Annotated in this window: 26 protein-coding genes; 12 read left to right on the top strand and 14 right to left on the bottom strand. The window is 70.8% G+C overall.

Annotated features, from left to right (window positions below; translation table 11 throughout):
• The first annotated feature begins 22 nt into the window (after positions 1-22).
• Entirely contained in the window at positions 23-934 is a 912-nt protein-coding gene (locus tag OHB44_RS17670; protein ID WP_330437596.1) for a LysR substrate-binding domain-containing protein, read from the top strand.
• Entirely contained in the window at positions 922-1662 is a 741-nt protein-coding gene (locus tag OHB44_RS17665; RefSeq protein WP_330437595.1) for a nucleotidyltransferase domain-containing protein, read from the top strand. Before OHB44_RS17670 ends, OHB44_RS17665 begins: the two co-directional genes overlap by 13 nt.
• Before the next feature lie 70 nt (positions 1663-1732).
• Here the strand turns inward: OHB44_RS17665 and OHB44_RS17660 are convergent, their stop codons facing one another.
• From OHB44_RS17660 to OHB44_RS17645, 4 genes are read right to left on the bottom strand one after another with little or no spacing between them, the layout of a single operon-like run.
• Entirely contained in the window at positions 1733-2293 is a 561-nt protein-coding gene (locus OHB44_RS17660; protein ID WP_330437594.1) for a dihydrofolate reductase family protein, read from the bottom strand.
• A 4-nt stretch (positions 2294-2297) separates the two neighbouring features.
• Positions 2298-2786 (bottom strand): SRPBCC domain-containing protein, encoded by a 489-nt coding sequence (locus OHB44_RS17655; protein ID WP_330437593.1) that lies wholly within the window; start codon positions 2784-2786, stop codon positions 2298-2300.
• Complete coding sequence (locus OHB44_RS17650) at positions 2786-3190, bottom strand: ArsR/SmtB family transcription factor (RefSeq protein WP_330437592.1); 405 nt, start codon at positions 3188-3190, stop codon at positions 2786-2788. The genes OHB44_RS17655 and OHB44_RS17650 overlap by 1 nt, the downstream gene beginning before the upstream one ends.
• Before the next feature lie 57 nt (positions 3191-3247).
• Entirely contained in the window at positions 3248-4078 is an 831-nt protein-coding gene (locus tag OHB44_RS17645; RefSeq protein WP_330437591.1) for an alpha/beta fold hydrolase, read from the bottom strand.
• Between the two features lie 52 nt (positions 4079-4130).
• Here OHB44_RS17645 and OHB44_RS17640 point away from each other — a divergent pair, with 52 nt between their 5' ends.
• On the top strand, positions 4131-4559 hold the full coding sequence (locus tag OHB44_RS17640) for a winged helix-turn-helix transcriptional regulator (RefSeq protein ID WP_266302477.1): 429 nt from the start codon (positions 4131-4133) through the stop codon (positions 4557-4559).
• Here the strand turns inward: OHB44_RS17640 and OHB44_RS17635 are convergent.
• Complete coding sequence (locus tag OHB44_RS17635) at positions 4552-5490, bottom strand: LysR family transcriptional regulator (protein ID WP_266302478.1); 939 nt, start codon at positions 5488-5490, stop codon at positions 4552-4554. The two genes, OHB44_RS17640 and OHB44_RS17635, sit on opposite strands and share 8 nt — an antisense overlap.
• A 128-nt stretch (positions 5491-5618) precedes the next feature.
• On the opposite strand from OHB44_RS17635, the gene OHB44_RS17630 reads away from it, so the two are divergent.
• Positions 5619-7040 carry an MFS transporter gene (locus OHB44_RS17630; protein WP_330437590.1) on the top strand — a complete coding sequence of 474 codons (1422 nt, stop codon included), beginning with the start codon at positions 5619-5621 and terminating at the stop codon, positions 7038-7040.
• An 86-nt stretch (positions 7041-7126) separates the two neighbouring features.
• On the opposite strand, the gene OHB44_RS17625 is transcribed toward OHB44_RS17630, so the two are convergent.
• Positions 7127-7867, bottom strand: coding sequence for an SDR family oxidoreductase (locus tag OHB44_RS17625; RefSeq protein WP_330437589.1), 741 nt, complete (start codon positions 7865-7867; stop codon positions 7127-7129).
• A 126-nt stretch (positions 7868-7993) separates the two neighbouring features.
• Between OHB44_RS17625 and OHB44_RS17620 the strand changes: the two genes are divergently transcribed.
• Positions 7994-8473: an RrF2 family transcriptional regulator gene (locus OHB44_RS17620; protein WP_330437588.1), complete on the top strand. Its 480-nt coding sequence runs from the start codon at positions 7994-7996 to the stop codon at positions 8471-8473.
• Between the two features lie 30 nt (positions 8474-8503).
• On the opposite strand, the gene OHB44_RS17615 is transcribed toward OHB44_RS17620, so the two are convergent.
• On the bottom strand, positions 8504-10057 hold the full coding sequence (locus OHB44_RS17615) for an ArnT family glycosyltransferase (protein ID WP_330437587.1): 1554 nt from the start codon (positions 10055-10057) through the stop codon (positions 8504-8506).
• 123 nt (positions 10058-10180) lie between these two features.
• On the opposite strand from OHB44_RS17615, the gene OHB44_RS17610 reads away from it, so the two are divergent.
• From OHB44_RS17610 to OHB44_RS17600, 3 genes are read left to right on the top strand one after another with little or no spacing between them, the layout of a single operon-like run.
• Positions 10181-11212: an aldo/keto reductase gene (locus OHB44_RS17610; protein ID WP_330437586.1), complete on the top strand. Its 1032-nt coding sequence runs from the start codon at positions 10181-10183 to the stop codon at positions 11210-11212.
• Positions 11209-11715 (top strand): mycothiol transferase, encoded by a 507-nt coding sequence (locus tag OHB44_RS17605; RefSeq protein ID WP_238685614.1) that lies wholly within the window; start codon positions 11209-11211, stop codon positions 11713-11715. The genes OHB44_RS17610 and OHB44_RS17605 overlap by 4 nt, the downstream gene beginning before the upstream one ends.
• A 24-nt stretch (positions 11716-11739) precedes the next feature.
• A complete protein-coding gene (locus tag OHB44_RS17600; RefSeq protein WP_330437585.1) occupies positions 11740-12327 on the top strand; it encodes a GNAT family N-acetyltransferase in 588 nt (195 codons plus the stop codon).
• Here OHB44_RS17600 and OHB44_RS17595 read toward each other — a convergent pair whose 3' ends face one another.
• The 6 genes from OHB44_RS17595 to OHB44_RS17570 all read right to left on the bottom strand — a co-directional run bounded on the left by OHB44_RS17595 (position 12328) and on the right by OHB44_RS17570 (position 18169).
• Positions 12328-13614, bottom strand: a complete 1287-nt coding sequence (locus tag OHB44_RS17595) for an MFS transporter (RefSeq protein WP_330437584.1) — start codon at positions 13612-13614, stop codon at positions 12328-12330.
• A 149-nt stretch (positions 13615-13763) separates the two neighbouring features.
• Complete coding sequence (locus OHB44_RS17590) at positions 13764-15032, bottom strand: hypothetical protein (protein WP_330437583.1); 1269 nt, start codon at positions 15030-15032, stop codon at positions 13764-13766.
• On the bottom strand, positions 15029-15550 hold the full coding sequence (locus OHB44_RS17585) for a SigE family RNA polymerase sigma factor (RefSeq protein WP_238685618.1): 522 nt from the start codon (positions 15548-15550) through the stop codon (positions 15029-15031). The genes OHB44_RS17590 and OHB44_RS17585 overlap by 4 nt, the downstream gene beginning before the upstream one ends.
• A gap of 132 nt (positions 15551-15682) precedes the next feature.
• Positions 15683-16597: a hypothetical protein gene (locus OHB44_RS17580; RefSeq protein WP_330437582.1), complete on the bottom strand. Its 915-nt coding sequence runs from the start codon at positions 16595-16597 to the stop codon at positions 15683-15685.
• Complete coding sequence (locus OHB44_RS17575) at positions 16584-17831, bottom strand: hypothetical protein (RefSeq protein WP_330437581.1); 1248 nt, start codon at positions 17829-17831, stop codon at positions 16584-16586. The genes OHB44_RS17580 and OHB44_RS17575 overlap by 14 nt, the downstream gene beginning before the upstream one ends.
• A gap of 92 nt (positions 17832-17923) precedes the next feature.
• Positions 17924-18169, bottom strand: a complete 246-nt coding sequence (locus OHB44_RS17570) for a flavin reductase (RefSeq protein ID WP_210785620.1) — start codon at positions 18167-18169, stop codon at positions 17924-17926.
• Between the two features lie 228 nt (positions 18170-18397).
• Here OHB44_RS17570 and OHB44_RS17565 point away from each other — a divergent pair, with 228 nt between their 5' ends.
• Both OHB44_RS17565 and OHB44_RS17560 read left to right on the top strand, forming a co-directional pair.
• On the top strand, positions 18398-19165 hold the full coding sequence (locus OHB44_RS17565; protein ID WP_238685961.1) for a DUF5753 domain-containing protein: 768 nt from the start codon (positions 18398-18400) through the stop codon (positions 19163-19165).
• Positions 19156-19347: a DUF397 domain-containing protein gene (locus tag OHB44_RS17560; RefSeq protein WP_238685622.1), complete on the top strand. Its 192-nt coding sequence runs from the start codon at positions 19156-19158 to the stop codon at positions 19345-19347. Before OHB44_RS17565 ends, OHB44_RS17560 begins: the two co-directional genes overlap by 10 nt.
• Before the next feature lie 96 nt (positions 19348-19443).
• Here the strand turns inward: OHB44_RS17560 and OHB44_RS17555 are convergent, their stop codons facing one another.
• Positions 19444-20676 (bottom strand): MFS transporter, encoded by a 1233-nt coding sequence (locus OHB44_RS17555; protein ID WP_238685623.1) that lies wholly within the window; start codon positions 20674-20676, stop codon positions 19444-19446.
• A 68-nt stretch (positions 20677-20744) separates the two neighbouring features.
• Between OHB44_RS17555 and OHB44_RS17550 the strand changes: the two genes are divergently transcribed.
• Positions 20745-21248 (top strand): MarR family winged helix-turn-helix transcriptional regulator, encoded by a 504-nt coding sequence (locus OHB44_RS17550; RefSeq protein WP_238685624.1) that lies wholly within the window; start codon positions 20745-20747, stop codon positions 21246-21248.
• Positions 21249-21302: 54 nt separating this feature from the next.
• Entirely contained in the window at positions 21303-21818 is a 516-nt protein-coding gene (locus OHB44_RS17545) for a DUF2087 domain-containing protein (protein WP_330437580.1), read from the top strand.
• Positions 21819-21829 lie beyond the last annotated feature (11 nt).

Here is a 21829-nt window from a genome sequence, read left to right as displayed (position 1 = left end):
CGCTGATGCGTAAGGTGAGCTGATGCTCGATGGACGCCGGTTGCGGCTGCTCAGTGACCTGGATCGGCTCGGCACGATCTCCGCCGTCGCCGCCGTCCATGCGTACTCACCATCGGCAGTCTCCCAGCAGCTGGCCGTGCTGGAACGCGAAGCGGGTGTCGCGCTGCTGCGGCGCAGCGGCCGCCGAGTGGAGTTCACCGCCGCCGGCCGGGTGCTCGTACGTCATGCCGCGACGGTGCTCATCGCGCTGGAGGAGGCCACCGCCGCGGTCGCCGCCGTACGCTCCGAGCCTGCCGGGCCGATCCGCATCGGCGCCCATCCCACCGCCGTGCGCACGGTGCTGCCGGCGGCGCTGGTCTCGCTCGGCCGCGACCATCCGGGGTTGGAACTGTCAGTCAGCGAACTCGACCCGGTCACGGTGCCCGGCGCGCTGCGCGACCGCCGGCTGGACGTGGGCCTGCTACATGACTACGACGTCGTGCCGGCCGTCACGGACCCGTCGCTGGAGTCGGTCCCGCTGCTGCACGAGGCCGTCTACCTCGCCGTAGCGGCGGACGCACCGGTCACCACGCTCGCCGATGCCCACGACACCGCGTGGATCCTGGCCAGCTCGGGCACGCTGTGCCATGACGTGGCTCTGCGGGTGTGCCAGGGCGCCGGGTTCACCCCGCGTGCACGGCACCACATTGATGACTTCGCCGCAGTGCTTGCCCTGGTCAGGGCCGGACAGGGGGTCGCGCTGGTGCCCGAACTAGCGGTGATCGCGCCGGAGACGGGAGTACGGCTGATCGCCGCGCCGACTCGACGACGCACCCGGATCGGGTACCGCCGCGGCGCCGCCGAGTTGCCGGCAGTGGCAGCCGTCGTCACCGCGCTACACGCCTCCGCACGAATGTTCGCCGCAGGCGGGCCTTGGTTGTCATGTTCTCCGTAGAGGAACGCGACCTGATCCGGCAGCGGCTGCTGCACCTGGCGGAACACGACAGCGCCATCGTCGCCGCCGCCATCACTGGCTCGCACGCCACTGACGATGAGGACCGCTGGTCAGACATCGATCTGGCCTTCGCAGTCAGCGACCCGCTCGACGCCGTCATGCGTCGGTGGACGCGACAGATGTATCAGGACTTCGCCGCGGTGCACCACTGGGACCTGACGGCCGGGTCCGCGATCTACCGGGTATTCCTGCTTCCTCGCTGCCTGGAAGTCGACCTCGCGTTCAGCCCGGAAGCCGAGTTCGGGCCGCGCGGCCCGAGTTGGCGACTCATGTTCGGGCAATCCACACCACCCCCAGCGGCCAGGACGAGCGGCCAGGACGAGATGGCCGGCCTGGCATGGCACCACGCTCTGCACGCGCGGATCAGCATCGAGCGAGGCAGATACTGGCAAGCGGAGCACTGGATCAGCGCCATGCGCACCCAGACGATCGCGCTCGCCTGCCACCGTCTGGGCCTCCCCACCAGCTACGCCAAGGGCGCCCACCTCCTACCCGCCGACATCAGTGGGCCGCTCGAAACGACACTGGTCCGCTCCACCGACGAGACCGAGTTACGTCGCGCGCTCCGGGCCGCCGCAACGGCCCTGGCCGAGGAACTCACTCGTACGGACCCGAACCTGGCCGGTCGACTACGCCCGATTCTCACCGAACTCGCCACCATCACATGACGCCCTGAAGCAGCAACCCGCGCGTCGGCGTCACCGACCTGCACGTGTGTCGGTGACGCCGACGCGCGTCTCAGGTGCGGACGCGGTAGTGGAGGTGGACGACGCCGCTGCTGAGTCGGCGACTGTCCAGTAGCTCCAGGCCGAGGCGGGTGCCGCTGGGCAACCCGGGCTTGCCTCCGCCGGTGAGGATGGGGTGGATCAGCAGGTGACACTCGTCGACCAGTCCGGCCCGGAATGCCTGCGCCGCGAGGTGTGCGCCCCCGACGGTGAGGTCCTTGGTGGCCGAGGTTTTCATGGCGCGTACCGAGGCGGGGTCGAAGCTCGTTTCGATCCGAGTATTGGCGGTCGAGGTCGCGTCCAGCGTGGTGGAGTAGACGACCTTGTCCGCTGTCTGCCAGACGTCGGCGAAGTCGGCCGTGAGCTTCGACTGTGCGGCCAGGGCGGGTTCGGTCTCCCAGAGGGCCATCGACTCGTACAGGCGTCGGCCGTAGAGGTAGGTGCCCATGGGCCGGACGAGATCAGTGATCAACGCGAGGTACTCGTCGTCGGGTGGGGTCCAGTCGAAGCTGCCGTGTTCGTCCTCGATGTAACCGTCGAGGGACACGTTCGTCACGTAGATCAGCTTGGCCATGGCGCTACACCTCGACGTCGATTGCGACGGGGTGGGCATTCCGCAATGTGGTGTCCAGTTTGGAGAAGGCCTCGTTCCAACCCTGGTCGGCGGGGCCAACCACCCGTCCCGGGAGCCACTGACGGATCTCGAGGCGCGTCCGTCCATCGGCCTCGTCGTGGAACTCGACACGCATCCTTGTCTCGTGCGGCTCAATGCCCTCCGGCAGCTGACCGGTGACGTGCGCGACGCCGTCGAGCAGTTCACCGTCGGCGACGTCGCTGAGGTCGATGTGAACGTCGACGCGAAGGCCGGGTTGGGTCGGGAAGACCTCGGTCCACCGCTGGTAGCCGCCGGGCCGGACGTCGAAGTCCATCTCCTCGCGGGGTATTGAGTTGCCGATCGGTCCCCACCACGCCGCCAGGTGGTCCGGGTCGGTGAAAGCTCGGTAAACCAGCTCCCGTGGCGCGTCCACCACGCGTGAGATGACGATCTGCGGCTTGTCGCTGTCCATCAATTCTCCTTGTCGTGAGCCTGACTCAGGGGTTGGGGGACCGCCGGGTCGTGGACCGGCCGGTCCGTTGCGCGACTGACGGCCTGCACGGCCGCGAGGTGGGCGTCGAGGCGGGTGAGGGACGTGTCCCAGAGCCGGCGGTAGCGCTCGATCCACTCGGCCGCTTCGCGCAGCGGGGCGGCTTCGATGCGACTCATCCGCAACTTGCCCGACCGGGTGCGCGAGATGAGCCCAGCGCGCTCAAGCGCCTTCAGGTGCCGCGACACCGCCGGCATCGAGATCGGGAGGGGAGCGGTGAGCTCGGTGACCGTGGCGTCGCGGTCGGCCAACTCGGCGAGAATCGCCCGTCGAGTCGGGTCGGCGAGCGCCGAGAACACCGCGCTGAGTTGATCGCTGCCAGACACCAGAGCCTCCCACCTCACTTAACCAACAGGTTAAATGTAGTGCCGGATGAACGAGTGTCAACACGCCGAGACAGCGTGCTGACCGCCGTGGGACGCGAGGATCAGCTCGGCGACGGCGTCTGGACGGTCGAGCGGAACGAGATGGCCGCTGCGCGCGACGAGCGTTCCCGTCAACTCGTCGGTGACCGGGGCCAACTGGTGGTGCAGGAGGTCGCCGACCGTGTTGCCGCCGACGGCGAGGGTGGGCACGGTCAGCCGTCCCGCCGCGAGGATCGCTGCCGCGTTCTGCTCCGCCGCCCGGTAGTAGCCGAAACCGCGGCGCAGCGCCTCGCGGCCGGTGTACGCGTGGACGAACGCGTCCCGGATCTCCGGCGGCACGCCCCGGCGCTCGTAGGTCCCCGCCGTGAGGAACCAGTCCAGGTATTCGCCCTCGTGACCCTCCAGCACCGTCTCGGCCAGCCCGGGGGCGGAGTGGAAGCCGAACCACCACGGCGGCGTGGCGAATCCGCCCGGCAGGCCGGGCAGCACAGCCTCCATGAGGACCAGTCGGCGGACGCGGGTCGGGTGCCGTACGCCGAGCAGGAAGGCGGCGGGCACGCCGGCGTCGAGGGCCACCACATCCGCCCGGTCCAAACCGAGTGCGTCGAGCAGCCCGAGCATGTCGTCGGCACCGGTCGCGGCGTCGAAGCCAGCTGCCGCGTGGGCGCTGTCGCCGAGCCCGCGTAGGTCGGGCGCGATGACCCGCCGCCGGCTGGCGATCAGCGGCAGGACGGAGCCCCACACCTGCCAGGTGTGCGGCCAACCGTGCATCAGCAGCACCGGCGGGCCGGCACCGTCCAGCGCCACATTCAGCTCGGTGCCATTCGTTGGGATCCGTCGTATTTCCATCTCATCCTCACCGGTTACCATCGGTTACCTACTCAATCATGGAGAGCGGCGAATGATCGGACAAGACGGCACTTCACCGACACCTGGTGAGCTGGAGGTAACCGGGGATCTCTTCAGCCCGGCCTGCCCGACCCGGGAGCTGCTCGACCGAATCGGCGACAAGTGGACGTCGATGCTGATCAAGGTGCTCGCTGAGGTCCATCCGGGCGAACTCGGGTTCGCCGAGCTGCGCCGCCGGACGCCCGGGGTGTCGCACAAGATGCTCTCGCAGACCTTGCAGAGCCTGCGCCGTGACGGCCTGGTCACCCGCCGCGTCGAGCCGACAGTGCCCCCACGCGTCTACTACGCCCTGACCGATCTGGGTGTCTCGTTGGACGCACCGCTGGCAGCGGTACGCGCCTGGGCTGAGCACCACATGGCTGCGGTTGGTAGGGCCCGCCGCCGTCACGACGATCAGGTGGCCGCCGACCTGGCTAGCTGAGGTGCGCCCATGCCGGTAGCCAGACCTCGGTGCCGGGTGCCCGCACCCGTCGGGAGCCGAGGTGGTCGCGGAGCGCGGCCAGCGCGGGGTGCGGGTTGTCGTCGCGCCAGATGAGGGACATGGGATAGATCGGGGCCGGGTCGCGCACCGGCACGCGACGGAGGTCGTAGCTGTCCGGCCAGAGGTACCGGGTGCGCTCGCCGGCGAGGGTCGCCAGCTCCGTGGAGTCGGCGATCTCGGCCAGCAGCGCCTCGTTGCCGAAGACCGGTCCGACCAGGTCGATGGTGAGGCCGAACGCGGCGGCGAGTTCGTCGTAGTAGTCGGCCCATTCGGTGCCGGGGGCCATGCCGGGCATCCAGATGCGGTGGTCGGCGAGTTGTGCGGGCGTGACGGTGCGGGCGTTGGCGAGCGCGTGGCGGGGGCCGACCAGCAACTCGTGGTGCTCGTCGATCACGCGCGTGGTCCTGATGGCGGACGGCAGGTGGCGTGCGGCGACGGTGACGGCGTGGAAGGTGGCGTCGACAGTTCCCGCCTCGACGGCGGCCATCGCGGCGTGGACGTCGGCGTCGAGGGTGACGACGTCCAGCTCGATGCGGGGATGCGCGCGGTGGAAGTCCTGCAGCAGCACCGCCGGTGCGATCCGTCGGCTGTGCACGTCGACGCGCAGTGCCCGGCGGCCGGGGCGTACGGAGGCGTCGGCGCGTGCCTCGGCCCGCAGCAGCTCGCGGGCGTGCGGCAGGAACGTCTGACCGTCGACGGTGAGGTGGGTGCCGCGCGCGGTGCGGGTGAACAGCCGTACCCCGAGGTCCTTCTCGAGTGCGGCGATGCGCTTGGAGACGGCCTGCTGGGTGATCGACAGTGCCGTGGCGGCGTCCTGGAACTGGCCGGCGTCGACGGCGGCGACGAAGGTGCGGACGGCGTCGAGATTCACCCGCCGAACCCTACTGACACAACGTCTGGTTGTGGCTCGCCGCCCATGCGGTTGTTTGATCCATGGTCGCCGGCCTTGCTGTGATCACACCGGTCAACGACGAGTTGTCGCGAGCGGGAGGTGTGGGCTTGTCAACGAGACGTTCCCTGGGCCGGCCGTTCGGCTGGTTGTGGGCGTCGTACGCGGTCAGCGCCTACGGCTCGGGGCTGGGATTCGGGGCGTTGCCGTTGATCGCCGTGCTGGTGTTGCGGGCCAGCCCCGCCCAGGTGTCCGTGTTGGCCGCGCTGGGGCCGGCGGTGGGCGCGCTGATCGCGTGGCCGCTCGGGCCGTGGGTGGAGTTCCACCGCAAGCGGCGGGTGATGATCGCGATGGACCTGGCCCGGTTCGTGGTCCTGCTGACGATCCCCGTCGCGTACGCGCTGGACCGGCTCAGCTTCGGGCAGCTGCTGGTCGTCTCGGCCGTGCTCGCCACCACCAAGATCGCCTTCAACGCGGCCAGCGGCGCCTTCCTCAAGGCCCTCGTGCGGCCGGACGACCTGCTGGTGGCCAACGCGCGTTTCGAGTCGACGACCTGGAGTTCGATCGCGCTCGGGCCGCCGCTGGGCGGCGCGGCGGTGGGACTGTTCGGGCCGGTCGTCACCGTCGTGGCCGACGCGCTCAGCTACCTGCTCTCCGCGGTGGGCCTCACCGCCATCCGCGGCCACGAAGACCACCCCCGGCGCACCGGCGCAGGCCGGGTCCGGGCCGGTGAGCTGTTCGACGGCTGGCGGCACCTGCTGACCCACCCCGGTCTGCGGGCGCTCTACCTCAACCAGTTGCTCGTCGCCGGGCTGATCATGGCCACCGAGCCGCTGCTGGCAGTGCTCCTGCTCGGCGAGCTGGACTTTCCGCCCTGGCAGTACGGCCTCGCCTTCGCCGTACCCTGCGTCGGCGGCCTCATCGGGTCACGCCTGGCCCGTCGGGTGGTGGCTCGGCACGGCCAACACCGGATCATCCGCACCGTGGGCACGCTGCGCGCGATCTGGCTGATCGGCCTCGCGTTCGTCCAACCCGGCGTGGTCGGTCTCGCCACGGTGATTGCCGTCGAGTTGGCGATCATCATCAGCATGAGCCTGTACAACCCGGTGCTCGCCACCTACCGCCTTCAACAGACTCCGAAGGATCGCATCGTCCGTACCCTCTCTGCCTGGTCGATCGGCAGCAGCGCGGCCATCGCCAGCCTCAGCGCGCTCGGTGGGCTGCTCGCGCAGGCCACCAGCCCACGTACGGCGATCACGGTCGCGGGGCTGGTGATCCTCGCGAGCCCGCTGCTGCTGCCCCGGCGCCCGGACGCCGATCGACGGACACCGGCGCACCGGGTCTACGGGCGCTGCCACTGTCGCAACACGGCGTCGGCCCGGCTGATGGCGCGACTCGGCATGCGGCAGGAGGCACGCCATGTCGAGAGTTACCTGTTTCGGGGGGAGTGGGCCGACCAGCTCGTCTTCGCGATCCTGGCGCACGAGTGGCGGGCCGGGACCAGCACGTCGCAGGGTGGGACGCGCCAGTAACTGGATACGGCCGAGAGCACGGTATCGCCGTACCCGCGCGTCGCGGCGGCGGTCGATCGCCGCCGCGAGACGCGGGGTGTGCCCACTCAGGCCCGGCGCGCGAGCCACTCCCGGTAGGAGGTGGGCGCGATGACGGCGTCGTCGCCTGCGATGAGGACGTCGCCGGACATGGCGGCGAACATGCCCGCGCCGTTGTCGGTGGTGACGGTGCGCTGGTCACCGCCGGCGGCGAGCGTGATCCGCCCGAGCTCGTCGAGGGCGAAGACATCGGGCCCGGCGACGTTGCGGATGCCCTGCAGCGGCGCGCCCATGCTGACCTCGGCGACGGCCTGCGCCACGTCGGCGGCGGCCATCGGCTGCACCGGCGTGCTGGGCAGGCGGACGGTGGTGTCGTCGGCCGTCCAGGACAGGATCGACTCGATGAACTCGAAGAACTGGGTGGCGCGGACGATCGAGTACGGAATCGGACCGGCCGTGAGGATCTCCTCCTGGAGGCTCTTGGCGCGGTAGTAGTCCAGGTCGGGCACCTGGTCGACGCCGACGATGGAGAGGATCACCGCGTGGCCGACGCCCGCGCGAGCGGCTGCGGCCAGCAGGTTGTCCATGGTCGTCTGGAAGAACGCGGGCGAGGCCTCGTCGAAGGTCGGCGAGTTCGTCAGGTTGACGACGACCTCGGCGCCAGCGAGCCCGTCGGACAGGCCCTGCCCGGTGAGCAGGTCCACTCCGGTGGACGGCGAGAGCGGCACCGCCTCGTGCCCCGCGGCCTGCAGGATCTTGACGACCTGCGACCCGATGAGGCCGGTCCCGCCCAGTACGGCGATCTTCATGTCATGCACCTTCCCGTGACTGCGTGGTCCGACTGCTGAGGTTCAGCAGTTACTCGGACCTTCCTTGTCCGAGTAACTATACTCGGACACAACGAGTCCGAGTATCGGGGTGACTAGGGTGACGTCATGAAGATGTCCGGCGGGGTCGAGTGGGCGCTGCACTGCTGCGTGGTGCTCACCGTCAGCCACACGCCCGTTCCGGCGGCCAAGCTGGCGGACCTGCACGACGTCTCCAGCAGTTACCTCGCCAAGCAGCTCCAGGCGCTCGCTCGCGCCGGCCTGGTCCACTCCGTGCAGGGCAAGTCGGGCGGCTACGTGCTGACCCGCGCACCGGAGAGCATCACCCTGCTCGACGTGGTCCGGGCCGTCGACGGGCCCGGCCCGGCCTTCGTCTGCACCGAGATCCGCCAGCGCGGCCCGTTCGCGACACCGGCCGACGCCTGCACCACGCCGTGTCCGGTGTCCCGCGCCATGTGGGCGGCCGAGGCCGCGTGGCACCAGGCGCTCGCCGCGGTCACGATCGCCGATCTCGCCCGCGACGTCGATGCCACCTCCGGCCCCGAGGCCCTGGTCGGCATCCAGGCCTGGCTGACCGGCGGAGCCTGACCCCGACCCGGCGCAGCCGGGTGAGCACTGTCAGCCGGTGTGGCGTACCTCGGTGTCCCAGATCTGCGCCCACGGACGCCGCAGCCCCCGGCACACGTGGATCGGGCCGCCGTTCTCGTCGTTGTCGACCTCGACGCGCTGGTCCACCCGCCCGGCGAGGGTGCACTGCTCGAACCAGGTGGTGAGCTGGTCGGGGCGCTCCCAGCCGACAGCGACGACCACGTCCGCGTCGGCGGGCGGCCGACCGAAGTCGACCATGCTGTTGTGCCCCGAGTACGCCCGGGGCAGACCACGGGCCGGCCCGTAGCGGGCCACCGCGCCGGCCTCTCCGTAGTTGCCGGTGAGGACGACCGCCCGCGAACGCTCCTGCGGCGGCAAGCCACGATGGACGACCGCGAGAGAGTCGGCGAACTCGGGCCAACCGATCGTCTCGCCGGCGTCGTAGTTGACGTCGACCACGAAACCGGGCAACCGGTCGGCGGGCAGCACCGGCAGCAGCAGCACGACGTTGGGCAGCAGGAACGGCACCACGCCCAGCGCGAGCAACCCCCGACGCCACCAGAACGACCCGCGCGACGCCCACGCCACGGTGACCAGCGCGCCGGCGCCGGTGAGGACCAGCAACAACGGCGCGTCGTAGTAACCCTTGCCGCCGGCGATCAGCACGACGCCGACCACCACCAGCCACGCCCAGCCCACCGCCCGGTAGGCCCGCCACGCCGGTCGGCGAAGCAGCGCGACGAGGCCGGCGATCCAGATCGGTACGGCGTACGGGCTGATGATGACGAAGTGGAGGGTGAAGGCCTCAAGGCGGCCACTGTAGGAGCTGTCACCGTCGGAGATGGACCCGGCGACGCCGAGCTGCGGAAACCCGTTTGTCGCCTGCCAGATCAGATTCGGCGCGGCCAGCAGCACGGTGATCCCGGCGGCGGCGAGCACCCACCGGTCGCGCAGCAGTCGACGCGGCCCGGCGATGAGCACTCCGGCGACCAGGCCGACGGCCAGCAGTGCAGGCAGCAGCTTGCTGAGCATGCCCACACCGAGCGCCAGCCCGATGCCCAGCGCCCACCGGCTGTCACCGGTGCGCAGCAACCGCACCGCACACCACGCCGCGGCCAACCAGACCAGCAGGTCGACGGTGGTGGTGCTGAGCAGGTGACCACTGGCGAGCACGATGCCGGAGAGCGCGGCGAGCACCGCCGCGAAGAGCTGCCCGACCCGGCCACCGCCCAGCTCCCGGGCGATGGCGGCGACCAGCAGCACCGCGGCGCCGGCCAGCACCGCCGACGGGGTCCGCAGCACCACCAGGTTGCCCGGGGCGATCGTGTCGAGCAGCCGGGCCAGCACCGGGACCAGGGGCCCCTGATCGACGTAGCCCCAGTCGAGGTGCCGACCGGCGAGCAGGAAGTACAGCTCGTCGCGGTGATAGCCGTAACGGCCCGCGAGAAGCAGCAGCGTCACGGTGGTCGCGGCGGCCACCAGCCACGGGCCACGGGTACGAGCGCCGGGCTCCGGCGCCCGCCCCGACGGCGGCGACTGGGTCGGCCGCTGAGGTCGGTCGATCTCGATCGCGGGCTCGCTCACCCGCTCATGATGACCTGCGGCGTCGCCGCGTGGGTGCCCCAACCGGCGTTCGGCACTGTCCCGAATGCGGGTGGCCGAGGCGGGTGCGAAGATCAGCTTTGTCACTCGGACCGAAAGGACGATATGCGCTATCGCACTCTGGGCAAGACCGGCACCGTGGTGTCCACCCTGTGTCTGGGCACGATGACCTTCGGCGCGGAGACCGACGAGGCCGGCAGCTTCGCCCAACTGGACCGGTTCGTCGAGGCCGGCGGCACCTTCATCGACACCGCTGACGTCTACTCCACCGGCGTCTCCGAGGACATCATCGGGCGCTGGCTGCGCAGCCGACCCGACCTGCGTGACCGCCTGGTGATCGCCACCAAGGGCCGGTTCCCGATGGGCCCGGGGACCAACGACGCCGGCCTGTCCCGGGTGCACCTCACCCGCGCCCTGGACGCCAGCCTGCGCCGACTCGGCGTCGAGGCCGTCGACCTTTACCAGGCGCACGCCTGGGATCCGCTGACCCCGCTGCCGGAGACGCTGCGGTTCTTCGACGACGCGGTCAGCGCCGGCAAGATCCGCTACGCGGGGGTCAGCAACTTCACCGGCTGGCAGTTGCAGAAGGCCGCCCTGCTCACCCAGCACCTCAACCTCACCCCGATCGTGACCCTGCAACCGCAGTACAACCTGCTGGCCCGGGAGATCGAGTTCGAGTTGGTGCCGGTCTGCGAGAACGAGGGCATCGGCATCCTGCCGTGGTCACCGCTGGGCGGCGGGTGGCTGACCGGCAAGTACCAGCGCGACAGCACGCCCACCGGCGCGACCCGGCTCGGCGAGAACCCGCAGCGCGGCGTCGAGGCGTACGCGGGTCGCAACGCCGAGGAGCGCACCTGGCGGGTGCTCGACGCGGTCCGCCAGATCGCCGAGGACCGTGGCGTGTCCATGTCGGCGGTCTCGCTGGCCTGGCTGGCGGCCCGACCGGCGGTCACCTCGGTGATCCTCGGCGCGCGGACCACCGAGCAGCTCGACGACAACCTGACCGCCGCCGACCTGGTCCTCGACGCCGAGCAGATGCGGCTGCTGGACGAGGCGAGCGCCCCGCTGGTGGGCGACTACCCGTACGGCGCTGCCGGGGTGCGTCAGCGCGGCCGTGACCTGCCGGCGGGATCATGACCTCGTTCCCTGAGCCCACCGACCCGGCCGGCAGCCGCACCGAGGTCTTCCTGCGCTACCTGGACTACTTCCGCGAGTCCGCGGTGGCCAAGGTGTCGGCGCTGGCCGAGCCGGAACTGCGGCGCAGTCGGCTGCCGTCCGGGTGGACCCCACTGGAGCTGCTCACCCACCTGCGCCACGTCGAGCTGCGTTGGATCGAGTGGGGTTTCCAGGGCCGGGACGTCGCCGAGCCGTGGGGCGACCGTCGCGACGACCGCTGGTACGTCGCTCCTGACGAGACCCGGGCGGATCTGGTGGCGGCGCTGCGGGCGCAGGGCGCGCACACCACGGCCGTGGTGACGGCGCACGACCTGGCCGAGATCGGCGCGCCGGGCCCGCGCTGGAGAGGCGCGGACCCGGCGTCGCTGGAGCGGGTGCTGTTCCACCTGGTGCAGGAGTACGCCCGTCACCTGGGTCACCTCGACGTCGTCGCCGAACTCGCGGGCGGCCCGACCGGTGAGTGAGGCCGTCGGCCCGATAATGGGCTGATGCCGCTGCTCGTCGCACCAGCCCTGCCCGCCGGGAGCCTCGCCGCCCAGGAGCAACCCCACCTTCCGGTACGACCCGGGCTGGCCCTGCGGCCGTGGCGCGACGACGACGCTCCGGCCGTCCGGGCCGCCTTCGACTGTCCGCGGATCCAGCGGTGGCACGTCCGCCGCGTGGACGGCGACGACGAGGCGCGGGCGTGGACGGCGCAGTGGGTCGGTCGTTGGCGTGACGAGACGTCGGCCAGTTGGGCGATCGTCGACGCCGACGACCGGCCGTTGGGTCAGGTGGGGTTGCGGGGCGTGCTGCTGGTCGAGGCGTCGGCGCAGCTGTCGTACTGGTTGGTGCCCGCCGCGCGCGGCCAGGGTCTCGCCACCGAGGCGCTGCTCGCCCTGACCCGGTGGAGTTTCACGCGGGCCGGTCTGCACCGGCTGGCCCTGGAGCACTCGACGGCCAATGCGGCGTCGTGCCGGGTGGCCACGCGGGCCGGCTTCGCCGAGGAGGGCGTGGCCCGCGGGTCGGTCCGCCACTCCGACGGCTGGCACGACATGCACCTGCACGCACGGCTGCGCACCGACGGCCCGATCTGATCAGATTGTCGGCGCGGGTGGCGTCGTCGTCGGCGTCGCACCATCCTCGTCGGCCCGTCGGATCGCCCGTGGCAGTCGCAGCGCGACGACTCCGGTAGCCACCAGTCCGCCGATGCCCGCGACCATCAGGGTCACCGGGGCGGACGTGGCGTCCAACAGGACACCACCGGCGAGGTAGGACGTAGCGGCGGCGACCCCGATCGCACCGTACAGATTGCCGAAGACCCTGCCGAGCATTCCCGCTGGCACCGTACGTTGCAGCAGCGTGCTGGAGGCGACGTCCATGGCCGCCAACCCGAACCCACGGACGGCTTGCAGCCCGATCGCGGCGGCGACGGCCCAGGCGAGCCCGGTCAGCAGGTTGCCGACACTGCTGACGGCGAAGCCCGCGATCAGCAGCAGCGGCATCGATGCCCGCGAGCCCCATCTGGACAACATGGCGTATCCGGCCACCAGTCCGACACCGACAGCGCCCAGCAGCAGCCCGACAGCGGATTCACCGACGTGGAAGGTCTTCTGGGCCAACAGCACCAGGGCCACGTCGTCGACCCCGTTGAAGGCGACCACAGCGGTGAAGCCAAGGAAGATCACCCGCACCGTCGGAACACTCAACAGATAACCGATGCCCGCTCTGGCCTGTCGCAGCAGGGACGGCTGGTGCCCATCGCCGGTGGCCGGCGGAAGTGAGGGGAGCGTCGCGAGCAGCACGGCCGAGACCAGGAACGACACGGCGTCGACGAGCAGCACGCCACGCAGTCCGACCAGCGGGAACAGGGCTGCGGCGAGCAGGGGGCCGACCGCCTCCGCCGCGTTGGAGCCGAACCCGAGGGTGGAGTTGGCGGTTTCCAGGCCACTGTCACCGACCAGTGCGGGCACCGCCGCCCGAGACGCCGGTTGGAAGAGCTGCGAGGCGGTGGCGCGAATCGCGACGAGTGCCAGCAGCACCGGCAGCGAGGGCATCGTCAGCACGATGACCAGCAGGACCACAGCTTGGATGAGTTCGCAGACGACCATCAACCGTCGCAGATTGAGCCGATCGGCGAGGGCACCGGTGAAGGGACCCAACAGGGACGGAGCGAAGTCTCCGACAAGGAGCAGAAGCGCGACTGCCAGCCCCTTACCCGTCGTCTCGGCGACGTGGAAGATCAGTGCGACAAGGCTGAGTGAATCGCCCGCGTACGAGACGAGCCGTGCCGAGAAGAGCGTTCGGAACGGCCTGTTGCGGCGAAGCAGCTGGGTGGGACGCAACGGCGCAGCGCCTGCCGTGGCGAACGCTGCGCCGGACATCTCGACCTTCCCCTGTCGTCAAGGGTTGCGGTGAGGCGTCGTGCCGCCGATACACACGCCGGGTGACACCGTTCACCGACCAGCCCGTAGGTGAAGGTAGCCATCACAGCGTCGGTGAGCGCGGTATTTACCGTTGCCGGGGAGCTGATTCAGGAAGCGACCGGGACGTTGGTGCTGGTCCCGTTGTCGTTGGTGACCCGTACCTCGGTCGCGGTCGCGGGCAGGAGCGCCGCGTTGCGGCCGGCGTCCTGCCACTGGCCGTCGCCGACCCGGTAGCTCAGCGCTGACCCCTCGGCGGCGACGAGAACGCCCTGGTCGTCGGGCAGTCGTAGCCGCACGGGTAGGGGTGCCGACCAGTCCGCGGTCGTGCTGGCCACCGCCTCGAACGGAAGGTACTTGCGGGCGAGCAGTGCGATGACGCGGGACGGGTCGTCGTCGTACTGGACGGTTTCCACGAGGAGCCGTTGGCCATCGGGGGTTGCCCCGTAGACCCACAGGAGGGGAGAGCCGTTGTGCGTGTGCGCTCCGACCGGGTCGATGTATTCGGCGAGGGCTTCCGTCGGCGCGTTCACCTCTTTGGCAGCCGGGTCGGTGCCCCAGACCTGCTCCGCGCCGGGCAACGTGTGACGAAGAAGCGGTGGTGCGGACCGATCCTTGTTGTCGGGGAAGTAGATCTCGCTCGTGCCGTCGATGTGAATCACGTTCTGCCGTCCAACGGGAGTCCTGGAGAGCGCGACGGTGAGCTTCGTGCGCTGCGGCGACACCGACAACACCGCCGCACCGTCCTGGAATGCCACCGGCTCGAAGGTTCGCTCGACCTTGCCATCTGGCTTGTACCGCAGTTGCGGGGAGAACTGCACCGGTTGCCCGAAGTCCAGCACAAGGAGCACGTCGCGCTGCGGTCCGAGCAGTACTGCCTGCTCGAGGCCGTCTGTTTCGCTGTCGGTGGCCTGCGTCAGGGTGCGGACGCGCGGGCCGCCGGCTGTGGGTTCGACGAACCCCACCGTCGTGCCGTGTGCGGTGGCGTGGGCGACGTAGGCGGCCGGGCCAGCAGGCGTTCCTCCTGCCCACACCACGTGCGGCTCGCCGCGCGTCCGATCTCCGACCTCCTTGATCCGGCGCTGCCACACCTGGCGGACCTGCCGCAGGTATCCCTCGTCGGCGGCCAGATCACCGCGAGTGGGCTGGTCGAGCAGCGGTGACGCGACAGGAGCATCTCCGGCGTTGCCGGGCAGGTCGAGGACGCCAGCCACGGGCACGGCCACCACGACCGCGCAGACCGCCGCCAACACGGCTCGCCGGCGCACCACCCGCCGCCGCCCACCCCGACGCACCTCAGCGAGCAGGCCCGGTGGGCTGACCAGGTCATCCGTCGCGCGGTGCAGGATGCCGCGCACGTCACTGTCGTTCATGGTCATCGCGAACTCCCGGGTCCAGTGATGGGCATGACGAGGTTCGATCCGGCCAGCGCCTCTCGCAGCCGAGCCAACCCACGGGAGGCGTGACTCTTCACCGCGCCCTCGGAGCAGCCCATCGCCGCCGCGACGTCGACGACCGGCAGGTCTTCCAGGTAACGGAGCACGACAGCGGCCCGCTGCCGAGCCGGCAACGACCGCAGCGCCCCGACGACCAGCTCGCGAACCGCCACCACGTCGGCGTGGTCCCGGGCAACCCCGTCGTGGTCGCCCAGCGACTGTTCCGGACGCCGGGAACGCCACCGCCACCGGTTGATCGACCGATTGACCAGCGCACGTCGCGCGTACGCCTCCGGGCTGCTCTGCACCCGACGCCAACGCACGTACATCTGCTCCAGCACCTCCTGAAGCAGGTCCTCCGCCGCGTGCCGGTCTCCGGTCAGCAGGAAGGCAACCCGCAACAGCACCCCCGACCGTGAGCGAACGAAGTCGTCGAACTCCGCCCCGCGCGAATCCCTCATCTGACCTCCCGGCCTCGTCAACCAGCAAGACACCAGGTGGGCTCGCGAGGTTTACCGGTCCGGCAACTTCGCCCGGTCGGACCCGGTGGAGGGCCGGTGATCCGGGTGGCGCGGGTGGTGGACGGCCAGCGGTCAGTACGGGCAGCTGCGCCCGTCGCGCACCATCTGCGCGTACTCGGGGCCGGTGATGCGCAGCCGATCGGTCTCGGTGCCGTCCTTGGCCCGACAACCGTTGAACGGACTGAGGTAGACCCAGGTGTAGGCCGAGTCGTCAGCGCGCCCGGTCACCTCGAACGGCTTGTCGCCGGGCGCCGAGATCACCATCGTCTGGCGTCGTCCGTCGGCCAGGTAGTCCAGCTCCAGTCGCCATCGGCAGTGCTGCTTGGCGCTGAGCGCTCGTACCTGGATGACGTTCTTCTCACCCTTGGGCAAGGTGATTTTGTGGCTGGCGAAGAACGGGGCACCGGCGTCCTCGCCATCCGGGTCGTCGACGAGCATGCGGGGATTCGGCCGATCCACGTGTGTCACGAGGACGATCTTCTTGGAGTCGCCCTGGGATTCGTTGGGCTCCTGGATCCCGGTGAGTGGGGGACGGCAGGGCTCGACGAGGACGGGCCGGAGGTCGACGGCCTCGGCGGCCTCGTCCCGGGTGCCGACGAGGGTGATTTCCCAGGTGCTCCGTTCGATGTCGACAGCGCCGGCCTCGACGGTCGGGTCGTCCGGCCGCTTGGCGTCCAGGCGAGCCAGGTCGGCGCCGGCGGGGTAGACGTAGTCGAGCGCGCCCTCCTGTGGGTAGGGAACGTGTTTGAGGTCCAGGACGACGACCGGCCCCCGGCCAGCCAACTGCTCGGCCAGCTCGTTCGCGGGCTTCCACTGGTTGATCGCGCCGAGGACGACGGCGCCGAGCCAGGTGGCGACGGCACCGACCACGATCGTCAGCAGCCAGGTGACGGGACGCTTCCACCAGGCGACGGTTGCCGGCGCGGGGGGCGGCGCGGCCGCGGTGACACCCTTACGGCGACGCGGGGGCTTGTTACGTGGACTCATGGGCCGGAGTCTCCTGCGTATCGATGGACGTGTCGGTGTCGAGGAGCCGACGGGCCAGCAGCACGGGCAGCGCGACGAGCCAGCCCCAGGCCGCGCCGAACCGCAGCGCCGAGGTCAACTGCAGGCCCAGGGACTCCCAGGGGGCACACCCGGTAGGGGAGTCCGAGATGGCGCAGCCGACGAGGACATCGGACGTCGCTGTCAGCGCGGACGCCGTGATCGTGGCACCCCAACAGACCACGACGAGCCCGAGGCGGTGCCCGGAATTCGGCAGGCCGCCGACCAGCGCCCAGAGCAGGAGCCACAGCACCACCAGCAGGGCGAGGGCGAGCACCGACCTGTGCACCCAGAGGTCCATCGACAGGGGATTCGGATCGATCTCGTGGGTCAGCCGGTACTCCACGTCATCGCGTGTGCGTGGCGGCGGGGACAGGGCGGGGCGGGACAGGAACACAGTGAGCAACGCCAGGAAACCTCTCCCCGAGTAGCTGTCCCACACCGCCTGGGTGCCGTTGATCAGCATGAGCACCAGCACCGGGAGGACGCCGGCCAGGGCAAGGTTCGGGCCGCGTCCTCGCACGTCGCCGATCAGCGGAACGCGGGCCGCTGGCGCGCTGTCGACAACCGGGGCCTGAGCCTCGCCGTCACCTTCGTCGGTCTCTGTCCTGAGCCGGTCCAGCAGCAGTATCGCCAGGCTGGCGCAGCCCACCAGGGAGGCGTTCGTGCCCGCCAACAGGCAGCCGAGAAAGAGGGCGTCGGACGTCCAGCCGGTCAGCGTCAGGTGTGCGCTGGCGAGGAGCGTGGAATGGTCCAGTGCCTCGTTGGCGTACCAACCGGTGGGGGCGGTGTGGACGCGGACCACGAGGGTGGCCCACCAGAGCAGGTCCCCGACCGCCGTGGCGGTGAGGGCCGCGGCCGCGCCGACCATCGCCGCCACGAACGGGTGCGTCCGCCGGGTGACCAGGCCGCAGGCCAGGTACGTCGAAACCCCGACCAGCAGAATCACGACCCAGCGGATCAGCGGCGTCACCGCGTCCATCATCGGGGCGGTCATGGGGTCGAGGGGGGCGAAGAAGACAACCCCCTTCGCGACGAGGGTCCGGAAGTCGACGGCGGTCCGCGTGACGGTGATCGGCCCCGACATGGAATTGACCTCGGCGGTGACTCCCAGGTACATCAGGGTGGCGCCCACCGCGGCGAGCACGGCGACGACGATCCTGAATGGTCGGCTCATCGGGCCGGCCTCATCCCGGGGCCTGTCGTCACGCCGTCAGTCTCCCGCATCGTGCTGACTCGTACCGACCCGCGGAGGTGGTTGACGACAGCTCAGCGGGCCTCTGCCCAGCCGACGAAACGCGGGGTCAGATCGGGCAGCGCGACGTCCGGGTTGAGCTTGGTGAGATCGTCGGTGGCTTCCTCCTGGACCTTCGCCAGGTGGATCAACAGACCCGGCCGATCCTCGCGGTACTCGCCGAGCAGGCGCAGCTTCGCTGCCGAGCAGGGCCACAGGATGCCGCAGACCGGGCAGCGCCACGACGGGCGCAACGGGGAGTGCTTCGGACGCTCGGGCATCAGCCGACCCCGACTGTCGCGCACCGTCGAACCGGTGTGGGGACGCTCGCGGCGGCGGTCAACAGGACCACGTCTCCGGCTCTGAGAGCGCTTCGTACCTCGTTCCGCACAGCTTCTCCTCCTCGTCGCAGCACCGTCTACACCGCACTGTGCCGGGGGTTGCTGGACAAACACACAGCGTTAACTAATCTTCTCGGAGCAGCGGATTTGTTCCAGGGGAGGGACGGCATGAACCACGCCTTTGTCGCGGCGCTGGCCGCGGCGGGTCACACCGCCGAGAGCCTCGCAGGTCAGCTCGGTGTGCACCCGAAGACCGTCGCCAGGTGGGCAAACCCGGGGCACATTCCCCAGAGCCGACATCGTGCGACAGTGGCGGGGCTGCTGGCAAAGGACGCCGACGCGCTGTGGCCGGACGTGGTCCGTCGCCGTGAGCCGGTGTGGTTCCGGCCGTGGGTCGACCTCGAACGTGAGGCTGTGACACTGCGGTCGTTCCAACTCGCGTGGGTGCCTGGGCTGCTGCAGACCGAGGCGTACGCCCGGGCGACCCTGGCCGGTGGGGTGCTGACACCGGAGGCGGTCGCCGAGTTCGCCGAGGCGCGGATCAACCGGCAGGCGATCATCGGCCGGGGAGGCGGTCCGCTGCTGATCGCCGTGCTGGACGAGGGGGTGTTGAGGCGGCGTGTCGGCGACGACCGCACCTTGATGGCTGTGCAACTCGCGCGCCTGCTCGGGCACGCCGAGACGGGCAGTGTGCAGCTCCACATCGTCCCGTCGGATGCGCCCAGCTACCCCGGGCTCGACGGACCGTTCACCATCGCCGACATGCCGGACGGGTCACGGGTCGCGCACGTCGACAGCGCGGCACAGGCGCAGATCCTCAATCAAACGTCGGATCTTGTTAGCCTGGAACGACGGTGGGAGCGTATTCGCGGCGAGGCCCTGCCCCGAGGGCGTTCGTTGGAACTTCTCAGAGAAGCGGCAGCATCATGGACATGACCGGTGCGCGGTGGCGGAAGAGCACGAAGAGCGGCGGCAACGGCGGTGACTGCGTCGAGGTTGCCGACAACCTTCCGGGCGTGGTCCTGGTCCGTGACACGAAGGACCGCGACGGCGGCACGCTGACGTTCAGCCCACGGTCGTGGCGTGGCTTCGTCGCGATGGCCCGCAAAGCCGGCTGACCAACCACATCGCACAAAGGCTCCCGGCGCTGGCCGGGAGCCTTTGTCGTGGATGGGCCCGGCCGTCGCTCACCCACCCATCGAGATTCGAACTGATCAACGGACGGCAGCGGGGTCGGCCGGTTGCGATTGCGGGGTCGCCGGCCAGGTGAGTCGGCGTACGCCGGGCACGAGGGCGGTACCCGCGCAGGCGGCGAGGACCAGCAGGCCCGCGACGGCCAGCGGGACGGGTGCGCCGAACGTGTCGGCGGCCAACGGCGCCAGGGCGTAGCCCAGCGGCATGGCGCCCAGCGACACCAGCCAGTCGTACGAGGTGACCCGGGCCAGGACCTCCGGCGGAAAGTGGTGCTGCACGACGGTCTCCCACACCGGGTTGAGGTAGCCGAGGGCGGTCAGCGCGACCGCGTAGGCGGCGATCACCGCAGGGGCGGGCGCGGCGACGGCGAGCAGGAACAGCGGGGCGGCGTAGCAGGCCAGCCCGAGGTTGGCCAGCAGCACCGGCCGGTGCAGCCGGACCCGCCCGGCCAGCAGCGATCCGGTGAGCATCCCGATCGCGCCGGCCTGCAACAGCAGCACCCAGGTCGTCTCGCCGCCCAGGCGGTCGATGGCGACGGCCGGCCCGAGGGTCATCAACACGGCGGCGGCGCCGTTCCACACGCCGTGCCCGAGCAGGCTGGTCCAGAACCAGTCGCGGGCGCGTACCTCGCCGAAGCCGTGTCGCAGGTCAGCGAGGACGGAACGGCGGGGCACCGGCACGTGGCGGACCCGCACCAGCGCGAGCAGCGTGGCGCTGAGCGCGAATGACGCGCCGTCCAGGATGAACGCCCAGCCGGGTCCGGCGGCCCAGACCAGCGCGCCGGCCAGCGCCGGGCCGGCGAGGCGGCTGGTGTTGGCGGTGATCCCCATCAGGGCGTTGGCCCGCTGCCGGTCGGCCGGTTCGACGGTGCCGGCGACCAGCGGGGACGCCGTCGGAATGGCGAACGCCGAGGCGGTGCCGCCGAGCGCGGACGCCACCACCACGGCGGTCAGTGACGGGTCGCCGCCGAGCAGCTCCACGCCGACCGCGAGCTGCGTCGCGCAGCGGACCAGGTCGGCCAGGAGGGCGACCCGGCGGGCGTCGAACCGGTCGGCCACCACGCCGCCGAACGGCAGCAGGACCAGCCTGGGGACGACCGCCGCGGCGAGGACGACGGCCAGCGCGCCGGTGGAGCCGGTGGCCCGCAGCACGGCCAGCGCCAGCGCGGCGGGCACCACCGCGTCGCCGAGAGCGGAGATGGTGCGACCCAGGAACAGCAGCCGGAAGGAGTGGTTGCGCAGCGGGTGAGCCATGCCCACAACATACTTCGACATCGAATATTTCGGCAACGAATATTTCGGCGCTGAGGTAAGCTGGCGCGGTGACCACCACTCCGGACGTCGTCGACCGGCACATCGAGCGTTGGCTGCCCGTGGTGCCCGACCTCGACGCGGACGTCGAGGGGGCGGTGACCAGGATGATCCGACTGACCCGGCATCTGCGGGCCGTCAAGGAGCGGGTCCTGGTCGACCTCGACCTGCCGGCCCACGAGTACGACACCCTGCACGCCCTGGCCGGTCGCGGTGGCCGGGCCGCACCTTCTGACCTCGCCGCGGACCTCACGATGGCCCCCGCCTCGATCACCGCGCGGGTAGACACGCTGCTACGGCGGGGCTTCGTCCGCCGGATTCCGTCGACAGTCGACCGTCGACGCGTCGACGTGGAACTCACCGAGGCGGGTCGGGCCGCGTGGCGCGGGGCGATGGAGGTCCAGGGCGCCGAGGAGCACCGCCTGCTCGGCGCGCTCACCGCGACCGAGCGGCGACACCTCTCCGACCTGCTGCGCCGGGTGCTGCTCGTCGCCGAACAGCCGCAGACCGACTGAGAGGGCCAAAAATCGCCTGGCGGTCCGCGTACCGCTGATGCGAGGGTGACCGGCGTGACTGCGCATGTGCTGGCCGGGGCCCTGGCCGACGACGGACGGCGACGGATCTTCGCGGCGATCGTGCTGGGTGCTACCAGCGCGACCGAGGTCGCCGAGCGGACCGGCCTGCCGGCGCGGGTGGTGCTCACCGGGGTCCGCCGGCTCACCGACGCGGGCCTCGTCACCGGCGCGGACGGCGCGCTCGCGCCCGACGAGGCGTCGCTGCGGGCCGCCACGCGCGACAGTGGCCCGGCCGTCGACGCCGAGCCCGGCGTCGACCCGGTGCTGCGGACCTTCCTGCGCGCGGGCGTCCTGGTGAGTCTGCCGGCGCAGCGGGGTCGACGGCGGGTCGTGCTCGCGCACATCGCCGAGCAGTCGTTCGAGCCGGGCACCCGCTATCCGGAGCGGGCCGTCGACGACGCGCTCAAGCCGTGGTGCGCCGCAGGCGGGTCGGATCACGCGACGCTGCGCCGGTATCTGATCGACGAGCAGTTGCTCACCCGCGAGCACGGCGTCTACCAGCTGCTCTGATCGTCCGCCGC

The organism is Micromonospora sp. NBC_00821 (assembly GCF_036347035.1).
GTDB classification, from domain to species: Bacteria; Actinomycetota; Actinomycetes; order Mycobacteriales; family Micromonosporaceae; genus Micromonospora; species Micromonospora hortensis.
This window is presented reverse-complemented; position numbering and strand designations above follow the sequence as displayed.